Below are 16,114 nucleotides of genomic sequence, written 5' to 3'. Positions count from 1 at the left end.
TCTCGACAAGAACAAGAAGGGCGCCGCATCGCCGCAGCGCCCTTCTCGTTTGCGGATCGTCCTACGCGGCGCTGCGCGACAGCGCCCGCTGGTTGGACGCATGGATCGTGTCGCGTTCCGGCAGCGCGCCGGTCTCCAGGCAGTCGATCCATTCGGCGGTCTTGAGCACCGCGGCGAAGCGCGACTGCAGGATGATGCTCACCACGCGATGGATCTCCTCCGCCGAGGCGTAGCCGGCGCTGTTGGCGTAAGGCACCGAACCGGTCGCGTCGGACAGGAACTCGACCGCGAAGCCCATATGCACGGCATGGATGATGGTCGACAGGTCGCAATTATGCGTCATGTAGCCGACGACCGCGATCGTATCGATAGTGTTGGCGCGCAACCAGTCCTCGAGGTCGGTACCGGTGAAGGCGCTTGGCAAATTCTTCTCGACATAATGGTCGCGGCCACGCCTGGCGATCTCGGGATGCAGTTCGCCGCCATGGCTGCCCCGGGCGAAGATCGGCGACGTCTCGGGCGCCATCTGCTTGACGACCACGACCTTGATGCCTGCTGCCGATGCGGCATCCATGGCGCGCGTCACGTTGACGACGCTGTCGCGGAACGGCGGATGCTGGATAGCCAGGTTGCCGCCGTCATAGTCATTCTGGACGTCGACGACGATCAGCGCGCGGCGCAGCGCGGTGTTGGCTGGGGCAGACATGATGTTTCCTTTCAGGCTTGAATGCGATGGACCGACGATAGCCTGCTGACCGAGGCCCCAACAGTGGCCCGATTGACATCATCCGAAAGAATTGGGACAATCCTCCTTCACGCTGGAAACGCCCCATGACCGCTCCCATCATCGCCGTCCTCGCCTTCGACGGCATCAGTCCGTTCCATCTCTCCGTGCCGTGCCTGGTGTTCGGCGCTGACCGCACCAGGCTCGGCCTGCCGCGCTTCGACTTCCGCGTCTGCGGCGTGGAGGAAGGGCTGATCCAGACCGACGCCGGATTGAGCATCCTGGTCCCGCACGGGCTTGCCGCGCTCGAAGACGCCGATATCGTCATCATCCCGAGCTGGAAGGATCTCGGAGCGCCTGTGGCAAAACCGCTCGAGGAAGCGCTCGGCCGCGCCCACCGGCGCGGCGCGCTGATCGTGGGCCTCTGCCTCGGCACCTTTGCCCTCGCCGCCGCCGGCCTGCTTTCAGGACGGAAGGCGACCACGCATTGGGCCTATACGGATCAGTTGCAGGCTCTCCATCCCGACATTTCGGTCGATGCGGACGTGCTCTACGTTGACGGCGGCGACATCGTCACCTCCGCCGGCGTCGCCGCCGGGCTCGACTGCTGCCTGCACATCGTGCGCGCCCGCTATGGCGCCGAGGCGGCACTGCGGCTCGCCCGGCACATCGTGCTTTCGCCGCACCGGCAAGGCGGACAGGCGCAGTTCATCGAACGCCCGGTAGCGCCGAGCCCGGCCGCCGACCGCTTTACCCAGGCTCTCGACATGGTGCGCGCGACATCAGGCGAACCGCACAGTCTCGACAGCGTCGCTGACGCGGCCGGTCTCACCCGCCGCACCTTTACCCGCCGTTTCCAGAAGACGACAGGTACCAGCTTCGGCGACTGGCTGGCCGACCAGCGCATCGCGCTGGCGCAGAGGCTGCTGGAGGCGACGGACAAGCCGATGGACATGGTCGCCTTCGAGGCCGGCTTCGGCAGCGCAACTTCCTTGCGCCAACATTTTGCCGCGCGGCTAAGGACATCGCCGGTGCAATATCGGCGCGAGTTTTCCAGACGGGTCGATCAGGACGAACGGGTGGCGCTGGACCTGTCATCTTGATCGAACGGCAAGGGCGCCGCGTCGCTGCGGGTGCCCTTGCATTTCCGCTCTCCGCGGTCAGCCAACGTCTTGCGGCGAGGCCGCGCGTTTACGGCCGGTGATCATGGCGCGAACCAGATTTTCATGATGACGCAGACTGGCGAACAGCACGCCGCCGACATGAAGTCCAATCAGCACCAGGACACCATTGCCCAGGATCTTGTGCGTATCCTCGACCCAGGCCACGCCCCACCAGGCATCGGTGGTCTGCATCCAGCCGGTGAGCGCAATTCCTGCCACGCAAGCCAGAAGCGCCAGCACCATTGCACCGCCGGCGGGGTTGTGGCCGAGATAGCGTTTTTCATCGCCATGCGCCACGTCGGCGAGATAAGAACTCACCACGCGCGGTCCACGCACAAACTGACGGAAGCGCGTGTATCCCGACCCCGCCAGACCGGCGATCAAACGCGAGGCAATCAGAACCCCGGCACTGTAGCCGGCCAGTTCATGCACCTTCATGATTTCGCCTGAAGAAAGCCACGCCACCGCGACGCAAAGGACCAGCGACCAGTGAAAGAGGCGGACGTAGGGGCTCCAGACCTCGACCGAGGCCTCTCGTGTCGACTCGACCGAGGTTTCTCGTGTCGACTCGACCGAGGTTTCTCGTGTCGACTCGACCGAGGTTTCTCGTGTCGAAACAGTGGCGTTCATGGCCGTCAACCGTCATCGGAATCGGCACCGACCGACTCCAGCGTCTTGGGATTGAAGACGGCTTCCAGCTTCTTGCCATTGGCGTCTAGCGCCTTGGCTTCATAGCAGCCGTGTTCCGTCTTGATGCTGCGAACCTTCCAGCCTTCGCTTTCAAGCTTCTTCTGCAAGGCTTCGCGCGGCTGCCACTGGCCGGTCGGCACATCGCATTTGTCGGCGGCGAAGGCCGGGCTGGCAAAAGCCATAACCAGCGCGGTCAGGATCAAGGTCTTCATCTTATTTTCTCCATCGGCCAATTCCGATGTCGAGGACCTTGGCCGCGAAACCTGACAGCAGCCTGAACACGCGTCGCATCGTGCAAAAGCCTCAGTTGGCTTTCATTCAGCTTCCTGTCAGCCTCGTGCCGCATGAAGGCGCGTGTGCAGCGACACGGAGGCGAAGTGCGCGTTCTGTTGATCGAAGATGATCCGGTGCTGGGCGAAGCGGTGCGCGATCATATCGCTGCCGACGGCCACGCCGTGGACTGGAGCACGACGCTTGGCGGTGCCTGCGATCACCTCCGTGTAGTTTCCTATATGCTCCTCCTGCTTGACCTGCATCTGCCCGACGGCAAGGGTCTCGAATTCCTTAAAACGCTGCGTCGTGAAGGCACCGATACGCCGGTCATCATCCTGACCGCGCGCGACCAGCTCTCAGACCGCATAGCGGGGCTGAATTCCGGGGCGGACGACTATCTGGTCAAGCCCTTCGATCTCAGCGAGTTGTCTGCACGCCTTGCCGCGGTCGCGCGCCGCTATGCCGGAAACCCCAACCCTTTGATCCGGCTCGGAGCCGTCGAAATCGACCAGGCCGCGCGCCGCGTTACCATCGACGGCACGGAGGCCATGCTGACATCGCGCGAATGGGCGGTGCTGGAGCAGTTCCTGCGCCGGCCCGGTATGACAGTCGGCAAGAACCAGATCGAGGACGCGCTCTATGCCTTCGGCGCGGAGATCGAAAGCAACACTGTCGAAGTCTATGTCAGCCGATTGCGCAAGAAGATCGGGCGCCAGGTCCTTACAACCGTGAGGGGGTTGGGCTACCGCCTTGCACTCCCATGAAGGTCTTCAGCAGCCTTGCCGGTCGCCTCGTGTCGTCGCTGATCCTCGTCACGGTCGCTGTTGGCCTGGTCGCCGCTGGCACCGGAAGCATCACGCTGCACCGCGAAATCAATGAAGCCATGGACAATTCGATGCAGGAGGCAGCTCGCAGACTGCTGCCGCTGGTCATCGACGATATGTTCGGGCGTGAGGCATCGCAATCGCCGCGCAGGCTGGGGGAGGCTGTTTCGGACGACGAAGGCGGCCGCCTCATCTTCCAGGTGCGGGACGCCGGCGGCCGCGTTCTCATGCATTCCCATGACGCTCCCGCGGAGCCGCTCACGGCTGAGCTCGCGCAGGGCTTCTCGGAGGCAGCCGGATGGCGCATCTACACCGAGCCCGCGGTCAGCGGCACAATACTCATCCAGGTCGCCGAGCTCGATTCACGGCGCAATGAGGAAACGCTCGAAGCCGCCACCGGCTTCCTCATACCGATGATCATTCTCATCCCGTTGAGCGCACTTGTCGCGTGGCTGACCCTGACGCGTTTCCTGAGGCCGATCGCGACACTGCGCGGCGAAATCAGCGCCCGCCACGGCGACAACCTTGCTCCGATCCGCACCGAGGACCTGCCCTCCGAACTTGCCGCCATCGCCAAGTCGGTCAACAGCCTGATGCGGCGCCTGCATATGGCGCTCGATGCTGAAAAGGAGTTCACGGCGAACGCCGCGCATGAATTGCGCACACCAATCGCTGGGGCGTTGGCACAAACGGAGCGCCTGATCGCGGAAACATCCGACGAGGCGGCAAGAAAACGCCCGCGCCAGATCAAGGCGGCTCTGTCCGACCTCGCCGGCCTGTCCGAAAAGCTGATGCAGCTGGCGCGCGCCGACGCCGGAGTAGCGATCGCCGGCAAGCCAGCCGATCTCGCTGCGGTCGCCGCATTGGTGGTCGCCGACTTCGAGCAGCACGGCCAGAACAGGGGTCGGCTTCGTCTTGAAGCGTCCGACCAAGGCAAGGCGTTGGCCGCGATCGATACGGATGCATTGGCCATTATCCTGCGCAACCTCATCGAGAACGCCTTGCGGCATGGCGCCGAGGGCGGCGAGGTTGTCGTTCGCATCACTGACGATGCCCGGCTCAGCGTGATCAACCAAGGTCCGGTGGCGTCAGCTCCCGGCGGTCTGGTCAAACGGTTCGAACGCGGTGGGACGCGTGCCGAAGGATCAGGCCTGGGACTGGCGATCGTCACCAAAATCCTGCAGCAGATCGATGCGACGCTTGTCCTGACCTCACCGGCATCCGGCCGACGGGACGGTTTTGAAGCGACGATCAGGTTCCCGCCGCGTAGTGTCAGCCCCGCCTGACCACCCGCGCCGGGTTGCCGACCACGGTCGTGTGCGCCGCCACGTCGCGCGTCACCACCGCCCCGGCGCCGACGATGGCGCCCTCGCCGATGCTGACGCCGCCAAGGACGACCGCGCTGCCGCCGATCCAGGCATTGTCACCTATCGTGACCGGCCTAGCGATCTCCAGCCCCGCCTGGCGCCCTGCCGCCTCCTTATGGTGCTCGGCGCAATAGATCTGCACATTGGGGCCAAGCAGCGTCCCCTGCCGAGGCGCACCGGCGCGGTGTCAAGAATGGTGCAGCCGGCATTGAGGAAGGTGCCGGCGTCGAGAAAGATGTTGAAGCCGTAGGCGCAATGGAACGGCGCCTCGATGCGGGCACCCTCGCCCACGCCGCCCAGCAGTGTCCGCAGGGCCGGCCCGAGGTTCCCGCGTCGGCGAGGCGGCAGCGTATTGTGCTCGAACACCGCATCCGCGGCCAAGCCGCGCAACGCGCCAAGATCGTCATCCAGGCACATATACCATTCACCATCAGCCATTTTCGCGCGTTCGCTCTGAACCATGGCAGTGCCTCCGTTTTTTTACATCACTGCGAACAGCGCCAAGGCGAGGACTGACGTGAAATCCGTAAACCAGGATGCGCGGCCTTGCTGATTGGCGGCCATTCGCGATCTGCTCCAGCAATGAAATAGTTCAGGACCGATGTCGATTTCCGGGAAGCTCATTCGTCCTCGGTAGGAAGCCGAAGAAATTCGCCCAGGCAAGGAACAAATGCGATGACAATCACGATCACGGCGTTTGAACGATCACCCGATGGCGGGAAGGGACTGGCCCGCGATACGCGTGTTCGCTGGGCGCTGGAAGAAGTGGGGCAGCCTTACGCGGTTCGTTTTGTTTCCTTCGCGGGCATGAAGGCGCCTGACCATCTGGCCATCCATCCTTTCGGCCAGATCCCCACCTATGAGGACGGTTCTCTCTCGCTGTTCGAGACCGGCTCGATCGTCTTTCATCTTGCCGAGCAGCATGCGGGCCTGCTGCCGAAGGAGCGCAACGCCCGCGCGCGAGCGATCACGTGGATGTTTGCCGCGCTGAACACCATCGAGCCGCCGATCCTCGAATTGACCACGGCAAGAATTTTCGAAGCGGACAAGCCCTGGAGCGAGGCGCGCTTGCCGCTGGTAAAGGACCGTGTTCGCGCCCGGCTGGACTGTCTCTCGACGCATTTGGGCGTCGCGGACTGGCTCGATGATGCGTTCAGCGCCGGCGATCTATTGATGGTTTCAGTGCTGCTGCGACTGAGAATGTCAGGCATTCTGGATGAATACCAAAACCTGGCCGCCTATGTGGCGCGCGGGGAAGCTCGGCCCGCTTATATCAGGGCTTACGCCGCGCAATTTGCGATCAACGCTCCATCAGCCAACTGACTCCCCTCGGTCCGCCGTGGCTGTGCGCTTGTGAGTCTGCGGCCTAGCCAAATATCCGGCCTATGGTAGCTTGCCGTTTCAAGGCTGTACCGGCCCGGGATCGAGGGGGATCGACCATGCTCTACGTTCTTGCACTCCTGATCGGCGTCATTGCCGGCCTGCGCGCCATGACGGCACCTGCCGCCGTTGCCTGGGGCGCCTATCTCGGCTGGCTGCCGGTTGCCGGCACCTGGGCGAGCTTCATGGGCCATTGGGCGGCTGTCGGCATCTTCACCGTCCTTGCCATAGTCGAACTGGTCACCGACCAGCTGCCGTCGACGCCAAGCCGCAAGGTCCCGCAGCAGTTCGGCGCCCGCATCCTGCTCGGCGCGTTCAGCGGCGCGGTGATCGGCGCGACCAGCGGCGCCACTATCGTGTGCCTGATCGCCGGAGCGATCGGCGCGGTCATCGGCACCCTGGGTGGTGCCGAAGCGCGCGGCCGGCTGGCGGCCGTTTTCGGCAAGGATTCGCCCGCGGCCTTCATCGAGGATGCGGCGGCGATCATCGGCGGCCTGCTGATCGTGGCGGCGGTGGCATGACGGCCCAGACCTTGAACGCAAGGACCTTCGATGCCATCGTCATCGGCGCTGGCCAGGCGGGGTCGCCCCTGGCGGGCCGTCTGACGGCAGCCGGCATGAGCGTGGCGCTGATCGAGCGCAAGCTGGTCGGCGGCACCTGTGTCAACACCGGCTGCATGCCGACCAAGACCATGGTCGCCAGCGCCTATGCCGCCCATCTGGCGCGGCGCGCTGCCGACTATGGCGTGACGTTCCCCGGCTCCGTCGGGGTCGATTATAGCAGGATCAAGGCGCGCAAGGACAAGGTAACCAACGACGCCCGTGGCAATCTGGAGACCTGGATCGCCGGAATGGAGCGATGCACGCTCTATCGCGGCCATGCACGCTTCGAATCCGCCAACACGGTGCGCGTCGGCGACGACCTGTTGACCGCCGACAAGATCTTTCTCAACACCGGCGGCCGCGCCTCGGTGCCGGACCTGCCCGGCATCCACGACATCGACTATCTGACCAACTCGTCGATGATGGATCTCGACGTTTTGCCGCGCCACCTGATCGTCGTCGGCGGCAGCTACATCTCGCTCGAATTCGCGCAGATGTTCCGCCGCTTCGGTTCGGAAGTCACCGTCATCGAAAAGAGCCCGCGCCTCACCGGCCGCGAGGACGAGGACGTCTCGGCCGCCATCCTGTCGATCCTCGAAAACGAAGGGATCGCGGTCCATGTCGGCGCCGATGACATCGGCTTCGCCAAGCAGGGCGGGGACATTGCCGTGAGTTTCTCCACGGGCCAGCCGCCCGCGGTCGGCTCGCATGTGCTGCTGGCGCTGGGCCGAACGCTCAATACCGACGATCTCGGCCTCGACAAGGCGGGCGTCGAGGTCGACGGACGCGGCGCGGTTGTCGTCGACGACCAGCTGCGCACCAGCGTGCCAGGCATCTGGGCGATGGGCGACTGCAACGGCAAGGGCGCCTTCACCCACACCTCCTACAACGACTATGAGATCGTCGCCGCCAATCTGCTCGACAAGGATCCGCGCAGGATCAGCGACCGCATCGAGGCGTACGCGCTCTACATCGATCCGCCGCTCGGCCGTTGCGGCATGACCGAGACGGCGGTGAGGAAATCCGGACGTCGCGCCCTGGTCGGCCAGCGGCCGATGACCCGTGTCGGCCGCGCCGTCGAAAAGGGCGAGACGCAGGGTTTCATGAAGATCCTCGTGGACGCCGACACCAGGGAGATCCTCGGCTGCTCCGTGCTCGGTCCGGGCGGTGACGAGGCGGTGCATTGCGTGCTCGACCTGATGTACGCCAAGGCGCCGGTCGACACACTGGCGCGCGCCGTGCACATCCATCCCACCGTCTCGGAGCTGCTGCCCACCATCGCCCAGGAGCTGAAGCCGCTGGCGTGAGACTGTCAGCCGCAGCCCCTTCTGTCGTCGCCTGTGTCTTGCCGAAGGCTCCGCGATTTCACGGTCGTCATCACGCATTTATTGCTGGGGCCGCGCCGGCTTCAAGATATCGTGTCGGGCACGAAGCGACATCGTTTCAGCCCTTGAAGGATCGGTCTGCGTCGGGCCGGTAGAAGAGGAGACGTCCGCTCCACGCTTTCTGCATTGCTGCATTGCGGCAATGTCTGTTGCGCCCGGCAGGGGTCTCGCGCAGTCTGAATTGAACCGATTCAGTCTGGACCTTCCATGCCTTTGCCGATCCTTGCGCTTGCCATTGCGTCCTTCTGCATCGGCACCACCGAATTCGTCATCATGGGCCTGCTGCCCGAGGTCGCCGCCGATCTCGGCGTAACGATCCCCGCCGCCGGCCTGCTGGTCACCGGCTATGCGCTGGGGGTCGTCTTCGGCGCGCCTGTCGTGGCCATGGCCACCGCGCATTTGCCGCGCAAGCCCGTGCTGGTGGGACTTGCAGCCCTGTTCGTCGTCGGCAACCTCTTCTGCGCCATCGCGCCCAATTACTGGCTGCTGATGGCGGCGCGCGTCTTCACCGCTTTCGGCCATGGCGCCTTCTTCGGCATCGGCTCGGTCGTCGCGGCAAGCCTTGTGCCGCGCAACAAGCGCGCCAGCGCCATCGCGCTGATGTTCGCGGGCCTGACGCTCGCCAACATCCTCGGGGTTCCCGCCGGCACCGCACTCGGCGAAGCCTTCGGCTGGCGGGCCACCTTTCTGGCCGTGGTCGGCATCGGTCTGATCTCGGTCGCGGCCATCGCCTGGCTAGTGCCGTCCGACGTCACGGAACCGAGCGGCGGCGGTCTGCGCGCCGAAGTCCGTGTGCTCGGCAAGCTGCAAGTGTGGCTGGCGATGCTGATCGCGGCGCTGACCTCGGCCAGCCTGTTCGCCGTTTTCACATACATAAAGCCATACCTCACCGGCGTGTCGGGCCTGTCGACCGCGGCGGTCACCTGGGTGCTTTTGCTGTTCGGCGCCGGCATGACCATCGGCAACATCATCGGCGGCAGGCTTGCCGACTGGAAACTGATGCCGACAGTGATCGCCACCTTGCTGCTGATGGCCCTGCTGTTCGTCGGCTTCATGCAGTTCGGCACGATCGCCAGCGTTGCCATCGGCATCGTCTTCCTCTGGGGCCTGCTCATCTTCGTCGTCGTGCCACCTCTGCAGATCCGGGTCGTCGAGGCGGCTTCCGAAGGACCGAACCTTGCAGCCACGCTCAATCAAGGCGCCTTCAATGTCGGCAATGCCGGCGGCGCATGGATCGGCGGCGTGGCGCTGTCATCAGGCGTTTCCTATGCCGGTTTGCCACTGGTCGGCGCGGTGCTAGCCCTGCTGGCGGTCGCCGTTGCGGTGCTGTCGGCGGCGCTGGACAGGCGCGCGCCTGTCACGCTTCACGCTGCCGCGGAATAGGCCCTTGCGCCCATAGCGCGGCGGGCTGGACCAATCGACATCGGTACCTTCCAATGGGCATGTCTTCTCGCTTTCATGGAGAACGTCATGCAGAAATCGATCGAACGCATCGCCGGCGACAGCGACGGCGTTTCCTACGAATTCCCGGTGCTCCGCTTGGCCGGCGCCGACAAGACAGCACCTTCGGCCTACCTGCAGGCAGCGCTCCATGCCGGCGAATTGCCTGGCGTCGTCGCCATCGATGCATTGATGCCGATGCTGAACAAGGCCGAGGCCGAGGGTCGCATCAGGGGCAACATCACCATCGTGCCCTGGGCCAACCCGATCGGCCGCGCGCAATACCACTTCGGCGAGCACCAGGGTCGCTTTCATCTCGGCACCCGCACCAACTTCAACCGCGGCTTTCCGCTGCTGGCCGCGCCCGACGCCAGGCTCTTGCCGGACGCCACCTTTGGCGGCGCCGACCAGCGGCTGAAGTCGCGCCTGGTGCAGCTTTCGCTCGGCCATGACATCGTTCTCGACCTGCACTGCGACGATGAGGGTCTTGCCTATCTCTACGTCCACACCAGCCTGTGGCCCGGGATGGCCGATTGCGCCGCCGCCATGGGCGTCGATGCCGTGGTGCTGTGGAGCGAGGACACCGACGGCACCTTCGAGGGCGCTTCGATCATGCCCTACCAGAACGCATCGGCCGATGTGGCGAAGTTCGACAGGCGCGTCGCCACCACTGTCGAATATCGCGGCATTCTCGATGTCAACGGCGCGCTGGCCAAGTCCGACGCCGAAGGCCTCTACCGGCTGCTGGTGGCGCGCGGCGTGATATCCGACACCGCCCTGCCCGCGCCCGGCCCCTTCAAGGGCGTCGCGGCACCTCTGGAAAATATCGACATGATGCCGGCGCCCCGTGGCGGTGCGGTCCTCTACGACGTTAAGCCCGGCGACCGCGTCACCAGGGGCGCGCGGCTCGCTACCATCGTTCACGCGCCAGGCGAAGCCGATGGCCGCACGGAAGTGTTCGCGCCGCAGGACGGCATCATCCTGACCCGCCGCTCGCGCCGCATCATCCGCTCCGGCGAAGACCTGTTGAAACTGGTTGGCGACAGGAAGAGCGCCGATGCGAGGTCGGGCACGCTGGAGGATTGAGCCTGCGTCGAATCCAGTTGCGCGGCCGCCCAATCGCCGCTAAGGGAATCGCCATGAACATGCGTTCGATCAAGACCATTTGGTGGTGGGCCTGCTGACAGCGGCCTGTTCGAACGCGTGCGCGTGAAAATAGAGGGTGGCCGCAACGGAATGTCCGGGCGGCCATTTGTTTTTTAAAGCCATTCCCGGGTCCGTTGCCCAAGTAGCTGATGGAGACGGCAATGACGTTGAAGGTTCTGGAAAACGGCGCTGAAAGCTTCGCGACGGCGGGTGGCATCACCATCACCCGCGAGCGCCACGACCGCCCCTATGAAGGCGCGATCGACACTTATGTCGAGGGGCTGAACTCGCGCCGGGGCGCGGTATTTTCCTCGAACTACGAATATCCCGGCCGCTACACGCGCTGGGATACGGCCATCATCGATCCGCCGCTGGTCATCTCGGCACGCGGCCGCGCCATGCGTATCGAGGCGCTGAACGGCCGTGGCGAGGCGCTGTTGCCGGTCATCGGCAGGACACTGGGCGGCCTCGCCGAGGTCACGATCGCCGAGACCTCGAAAAAGCTGATCCGCCTCGATGTCGCCAAACCCGGCCGTGTCTTCACCGAGGAGGAACGCAGCCGCGTTCCCTCGGTCTTCACTGTGCTGCGCGCCATCACCGCGCTGTTCAAGACGGCGGAAGACGCCAATCTTGGTCTCTACGGCGCCTTCGGCTACGACCTTGCCTTCCAGTTCGACCCGGTCGACCACACGCTCGTGCGCAAGCAAAGCCAGCGCGACCTGGTGTTGTTCCTGCCCGACGAGATCCTGGTCGTCGACCACTACTCGGCCAAGGCCTGGACCGACCGTTACGACTATGCGGGCGAAGGTTTTTCGACCGAAGGCCTGCCACGCGACCAAATCGCCGAGCCGTTCAGGACCGCCGACCGCATCCCGCCACGCGGCGACCATGAGCCCGGCGAATACGCCAATCTGGTGCGCCGCGCGATGGACTCGTTCAAGCGTGGCGACCTGTTCGAGGTCGTCCCCGGTCAGATGTTCTACGAGCGCTGCGAGACCCAGCCCTCCGAGATTTCGCGCAAGCTGAAGTCCATCAACCCGTCGCCCTATTCCTTCTTCATCAACCTGGGCGAGAACGAATACCTGATCGGTGCGTCGCCGGAGATGTTCGTGCGCGTCAACGGCCGCCGCGTCGAGACCTGTCCGATCTCCGGCACCATCAAACGCGGCGACGACGCCATTTCCGATAGCGAGCAGATCCTGAAGCTGCTCAATTCGAAGAAGGACGAATCCGAGCTCACAATGTGCTCGGACGTCGATCGCAACGACAAGTCCAGGGTCTGCGAGCCGGGTTCTGTACGCGTCATCGGCCGCCGCCAGATCGAGATGTATTCGCGCCTGATCCACACCGTCGACCACATCGAGGGCCGCTTGCGTGAAGGCATGGACGCTTTCGACGCGTTTCTCTCGCACGCCTGGGCGGTCACCGTCACCGGTGCACCGAAACTGTGGGCCATGCGCTTCATCGAGCAGAACGAGAAAAGCCCGCGCGCCTGGTATGGCGGCGCGATCGGCATGGTCAACTTCAACGGCGACATGAATACCGGCCTTACCTTGCGCACCATCCGCATCAAGGACGGCATCGCCGAGGTTCGTGCCGGCGCTACATTGCTCTTCGACAGCATTCCAGAGGAAGAAGAAGCTGAAACCGAACTGAAGGCATCCGCCATGCTCTCCGCGATCCGCGACGCCAAGACGGGCAATTCGACCAGCACCGAGCGCACCACGGCGCGCGTCGGCGACGGCGTCAACATCCTTTTGGTCGACCACGAGGATTCCTTCGTCCATACGCTGGCCAACTACTTCCGCCAGACCGGCGCCAATGTCTCGACCGTGCGCTCGCCGGTGCCGGAGGAAGTCTTCGACCGGCTGAAGCCCGACCTCGTCGTGCTGTCACCCGGACCCGGCACGCCGAAGGACTTCGACTGCGCCGCGACCATCAAAAAGGCGCGCGCGCGCGACCTGCCCATCTTCGGCGTGTGCCTCGGCCTGCAGGCACTGGCGGAAGCCTATGGCGGAGAACTCAGGCAGTTGCACATTCCCATGCACGGCAAGCCGTCGCGTATCCGCGTCTCGAAGCCGGGCATCATCTTCTCCGGCCTGCCCAAGGAAGTCACCGTCGGCCGCTACCACTCGATCTTCGCCGATCCGGTACGCCTGCCCGACGATTTCATGGTTACGGCCGAGACGGAAGACGGCGTCATCATGGCCTTCGAGCACCGCAAGGAGCCGATCGCCGCGGTCCAGTTCCACCCGGAATCGATCATGACGCTCGGCCACAATGCCGGCATGCGCATCATCGAGAACATCGTCGCGCATTTGCCGCGAAAGGCCAAGGAAAAGGCAGCCTGACGCCAATGGCCGAAGCCGAGAACACGATGGCGATCGCAGCCAGGGCGGCCGCGAAGCGCAAGGTCGCCAACCTTGCCTTCTGGTCGATCGTGGTCGCTTTTGTCGTGCTCGCGCTGAAAGCCGCCGCCTGGTACGTGACCGGCTCCGTCGCGCTCTATTCGGACGCGCTGGAATCGATCGTCAACGTCATCGCGTCGATTGCCGCTTTCTGGGCGATCCAGGTCAGCCACAAGCCGGCCGACCAGGATCACCCCTTCGGCCATCACAAGGCCGAGTATTTCTCCGCCGTGCTGGAAGGCGTGCTGATCGTGCTCGCCGCGCTTTTGATTCTGAACGAAGTCTGGCGCTCCTGGCAGGCCCCGGCGCCGCTCGAACAGCCTTGGAAAGGCCTTGCCGTCAACGGCGTCGCCACTGCCATCAACGCCTTCTGGGCCTGGGTGCTGATCCGCACTGGCCGGGCCGAGAAATCGCCGGCGCTGGTCGCCGACGGCAATCACATCATGACCGATGTGGTGACGTCGGTCGGTGTCTTCGGCGGCCTCATCGGAGCGATCCTGACCGGCTGGCAGATCCTCGACCCGGCATTGGCCGTTATCGTCGCGCTCAACATCCTGTGGCAGGGCTGGCATGTCATCGGCTCGTCGATGAACGGCCTGATGGACCGGGCCGTCGACACGGCGGAGCACATGCGCATTCGCGACATCATCTCGGCCAATTGCAAGGGCGCCATGGAGGTGCACGACCTCAAGACCCGCATCGCCGGCCGCGCCACCTTCATCGAGTTCCATCTGGTCGTCGACGCCGACATGTCGGTCGGCGCCAGCCATGTCATCTGCGATCGCATCGAAGACGCGCTGAAGGCCGAACTCCCCTCGGTGCGGGTGACCATCCATGTCGAGCCCGACGACGAAGCCAAGCTGCCCAAGGGCACGACCGCGGTGCCGTTCGCCTGAGGCGGGTCACCAAGTCCCGATTGAGAGAGCGTCGACGCGCTCGAATTCCCGGACGTTGCGGGTGATCAGAATGAGGTTTCTGGCGCGCGCCTGTCCGCCAATGAGCGCATCATAGGGGCCGATTGGCGTCCCCAATGCTGCAAGCGTCGCCCGAATTTCTCCGGCATGCCTCGCGTCCTCCCGATCGAATTCAAGCATCGGGAATCGCAGAGCTTCGATGCGCGCCAGATTTTCAGCCCTTCTCTGGCTTCTCTCGGCACCATAATACAGTTCATGTGCCACGATCGGAGAAAGCGCAAAATCCTGCGGCGTGTGCTGCTTCAGAAGCGCGAGTAGACTGGCGTCGCCCTTGATGACGGCGATGACAGCATTGGTATCGAGCAGATAGATCACTCGAAGATGTCGTCCAAGGCAGGTCTATCCTGCCCTTGCTGCCGTTCCAGCGCCGCTTCGGCAAAATCCTCATCTACCGATCCGATCACTTGGTCAAGCCACGCCCAATCCTGCACGACGGGCTCCAGTATGACAGTCTGTCCATGGCGACGAATCGAAACCTCATCCGTTTCGAAACGAAACTCCTTAGGCAGACGCACAGCTTGCGACCGGCCTGACCAGAACACCTTCGCCTTGTCCATCATGCCATCCTCAAGTGAGATATAGCAAAGATATATCCCTTCGCGGCATTGTGGACAAGCCCATGCTCACGACGCGCAGGCGGATTGTGGCATTGGCTCCAGCCGATAGACCTTGTCGTCGGACATCGTCTTGCCGTCGGCCGCCGTCGAGCACAGGTCGACGATCGCCAGGCTGCTGTTGGGGTTGGCAAGCGTGATGGCGCCGTTGGCACCGCGCTTGAGGAAGATCTCCTTTTGCGCGATGTCGCAGGAATAATTGCTCGTCTTCGAACTCGCGGCACAACGCCATTGGTCGGCCTCGCCCTGGCAGGAATAGGTCTGCGTGACCTTGGCCCCCTTCTGCCGCGTCGTGACCGAGACCGCGATGTCGGCGCCGTCGGGCCAGTTCGCGGCGTCGCCTCCCGAGGCGAAGGACGCCAGTTCCACCGGTCCTCGAAACACCCGGATCGACTGCGTCAGTTGCTCGGGATGCGAACTCATATGCGCAGCGTCATAGTCGCGCCCGTAGCAGAAGGCCTGGTCGGGCTTCAGCCGCTCGCGCAGCGGTGGCCCGAGCGCGGGGTCGATCGGATCGATGCGCGCGAACTCCGCCTTGCAGGTCGCCGCCGGCATCGGGTCGAGGCGGAAATTGTCGTCTTCCTTGCCAAGCGCCTGCCTGTCGTATTCAGCCGCTCCGAGTTCTTCTTCCGAACCGGCGTCGAGGTAGATGTCGGACGACAGGTCCGACAGGATCAGCCGGCCCTTGCCGTCGACCTTCAGCGACGCCAGAGTACGGTCGCAGTCCATGCCGCAACGGATCGGGCCCGATTTGCCATCCTCGGACTCGTGATTGCACCAGCCTCCGGCCCATTCCGGCGCCTTGGCGCCACGCACCGTGGTGGTGAGGAACCCATTGTAGGAAGTATCGGAATTCGCGTTCGGTTCCTCATTCGGACGGCTGACCGGATCACGGCCGTAGTAGAAGAAAATCCGCGTCACCTTCTGCTTCGGACGCGCCTTGAGGTGCGCCGCGTCATAGACCCGGCCGAAACAGGCGTCCGCCCCGTTGGGGCTGAGTTCGGTGAGTTTGAGCGCATTGTCGGCAAAAGCAGAACCCACAAGTCCGCCAAGCAGTGCGGCGCCAAATCCGGCGCTGGCAAACGTCTTCCATTCCCTGAACGCCATGTGCCCCTCTCCGCATC

Annotated in this window: 16 protein-coding genes and 1 pseudogene; 10 read left to right on the top strand and 7 right to left on the bottom strand. The window is 64.1% G+C overall.

Going from position 1 to position 16,114, the window contains the following annotated elements:
- Positions 1-61: 61 nt before the first annotated feature.
- On the bottom strand, positions 62-706 hold the full coding sequence (locus tag MESAU_RS10555; RefSeq protein WP_015316035.1) for a cysteine hydrolase family protein: 645 nt from the start codon (positions 704-706) through the stop codon (positions 62-64).
- A 125-nt stretch (positions 707-831) separates the two neighbouring features.
- Between MESAU_RS10555 and MESAU_RS10550 the strand changes: the two genes are divergently transcribed.
- Entirely contained in the window at positions 832-1,827 is a 996-nt protein-coding gene (locus tag MESAU_RS10550) for a helix-turn-helix domain-containing protein (RefSeq protein ID WP_015316034.1), read from the top strand.
- A gap of 57 nt (positions 1,828-1,884) precedes the next feature.
- Here the strand turns inward: MESAU_RS10550 and MESAU_RS10545 are convergent, their stop codons facing one another.
- Positions 1,885-2,370, bottom strand: coding sequence for a cytochrome b/b6 domain-containing protein (locus MESAU_RS10545; protein ID WP_245262999.1), 486 nt, complete (start codon positions 2,368-2,370; stop codon positions 1,885-1,887).
- Positions 2,371-2,522: 152 nt separating this feature from the next.
- Positions 2,523-2,789 carry a PepSY domain-containing protein gene (locus tag MESAU_RS10540; protein WP_015316032.1) on the bottom strand — a complete coding sequence of 89 codons (267 nt, stop codon included), beginning with the start codon at positions 2,787-2,789 and terminating at the stop codon, positions 2,523-2,525.
- Between the two features lie 165 nt (positions 2,790-2,954).
- Here MESAU_RS10540 and MESAU_RS10535 point away from each other — a divergent pair, with 165 nt between their 5' ends.
- Positions 2,955-3,614 (top strand): response regulator, encoded by a 660-nt coding sequence (locus MESAU_RS10535; protein ID WP_015316031.1) that lies wholly within the window; start codon positions 2,955-2,957, stop codon positions 3,612-3,614.
- Positions 3,611-4,960, top strand: a complete 1,350-nt coding sequence (locus tag MESAU_RS10530) for an ATP-binding protein (RefSeq protein WP_015316030.1) — start codon at positions 3,611-3,613, stop codon at positions 4,958-4,960. The genes MESAU_RS10535 and MESAU_RS10530 overlap by 4 nt, the downstream gene beginning before the upstream one ends.
- Here MESAU_RS10530 and MESAU_RS32180 read toward each other — a convergent pair.
- Positions 4,947-5,503 (bottom strand): annotated as a pseudogene (locus tag MESAU_RS32180) (sugar O-acetyltransferase). The gene MESAU_RS10530 and the pseudogene MESAU_RS32180 sit on opposite strands and share 14 nt — an antisense overlap.
- Positions 5,504-5,716: 213 nt before the next feature.
- Here MESAU_RS32180 and MESAU_RS10520 point away from each other — a divergent pair.
- From MESAU_RS10520 to MESAU_RS10490, 7 genes are all read left to right on the top strand, one after another.
- Positions 5,717-6,364, top strand: coding sequence for a glutathione S-transferase family protein (locus MESAU_RS10520; protein ID WP_015316029.1), 648 nt, complete (start codon positions 5,717-5,719; stop codon positions 6,362-6,364).
- A gap of 116 nt (positions 6,365-6,480) precedes the next feature.
- Positions 6,481-6,942 (top strand): membrane protein, encoded by a 462-nt coding sequence (locus MESAU_RS10515; protein ID WP_015316028.1) that lies wholly within the window; start codon positions 6,481-6,483, stop codon positions 6,940-6,942.
- A gap of 11 nt (positions 6,943-6,953) precedes the next feature.
- A complete protein-coding gene (locus MESAU_RS10510; RefSeq protein WP_041163684.1) occupies positions 6,954-8,330 on the top strand; it encodes an FAD-containing oxidoreductase in 1,377 nt (458 codons plus the stop codon).
- 285 nt (positions 8,331-8,615) lie between these two features.
- Positions 8,616-9,791: an MFS transporter gene (locus tag MESAU_RS10505; protein ID WP_015316026.1), complete on the top strand. Its 1,176-nt coding sequence runs from the start codon at positions 8,616-8,618 to the stop codon at positions 9,789-9,791.
- Positions 9,792-9,878: 87 nt separating this feature from the next.
- Positions 9,879-10,934, top strand: coding sequence for a M14 family metallopeptidase (locus MESAU_RS10500; protein WP_015316025.1), 1,056 nt, complete (start codon positions 9,879-9,881; stop codon positions 10,932-10,934).
- A 221-nt stretch (positions 10,935-11,155) separates the two neighbouring features.
- Positions 11,156-13,345 carry an anthranilate synthase gene (locus tag MESAU_RS10495; RefSeq protein WP_015316024.1) on the top strand — a complete coding sequence of 730 codons (2,190 nt, stop codon included), beginning with the start codon at positions 11,156-11,158 and terminating at the stop codon, positions 13,343-13,345.
- Positions 13,346-13,350: 5 nt separating this feature from the next.
- The gene (locus MESAU_RS10490; RefSeq protein WP_015316023.1) at positions 13,351-14,298 is read left to right on the top strand and encodes a cation diffusion facilitator family transporter; all 948 of its coding nucleotides are present in this window, start codon (positions 13,351-13,353) and stop codon (positions 14,296-14,298) included.
- Between the two features lie 6 nt (positions 14,299-14,304).
- Here the strand turns inward: MESAU_RS10490 and MESAU_RS10485 are convergent, their stop codons facing one another.
- The 3 genes from MESAU_RS10485 to MESAU_RS10475 all read right to left on the bottom strand — a co-directional run bounded on the left by MESAU_RS10485 (position 14,305) and on the right by MESAU_RS10475 (position 16,097).
- The gene (locus MESAU_RS10485; protein ID WP_015316022.1) at positions 14,305-14,691 is read right to left on the bottom strand and encodes a type II toxin-antitoxin system VapC family toxin; all 387 of its coding nucleotides are present in this window, start codon (positions 14,689-14,691) and stop codon (positions 14,305-14,307) included.
- Positions 14,688-14,933, bottom strand: a complete 246-nt coding sequence (locus MESAU_RS10480) for an antitoxin (RefSeq protein ID WP_041163682.1) — start codon at positions 14,931-14,933, stop codon at positions 14,688-14,690. The genes MESAU_RS10485 and MESAU_RS10480 overlap by 4 nt, the downstream gene beginning before the upstream one ends.
- Before the next feature lie 66 nt (positions 14,934-14,999).
- A complete protein-coding gene (locus tag MESAU_RS10475) occupies positions 15,000-16,097 on the bottom strand; it encodes a hypothetical protein (protein WP_015316020.1) in 1,098 nt (365 codons plus the stop codon).
- Between the last annotated feature and the right edge of the window lie 17 nt (positions 16,098-16,114).

This window comes from Mesorhizobium australicum WSM2073 (genome assembly GCF_000230995.2).
Classification (GTDB): domain Bacteria; phylum Pseudomonadota; class Alphaproteobacteria; order Rhizobiales; family Rhizobiaceae; genus Mesorhizobium; species Mesorhizobium australicum.
This window is presented reverse-complemented; position numbering and strand designations above follow the sequence as displayed.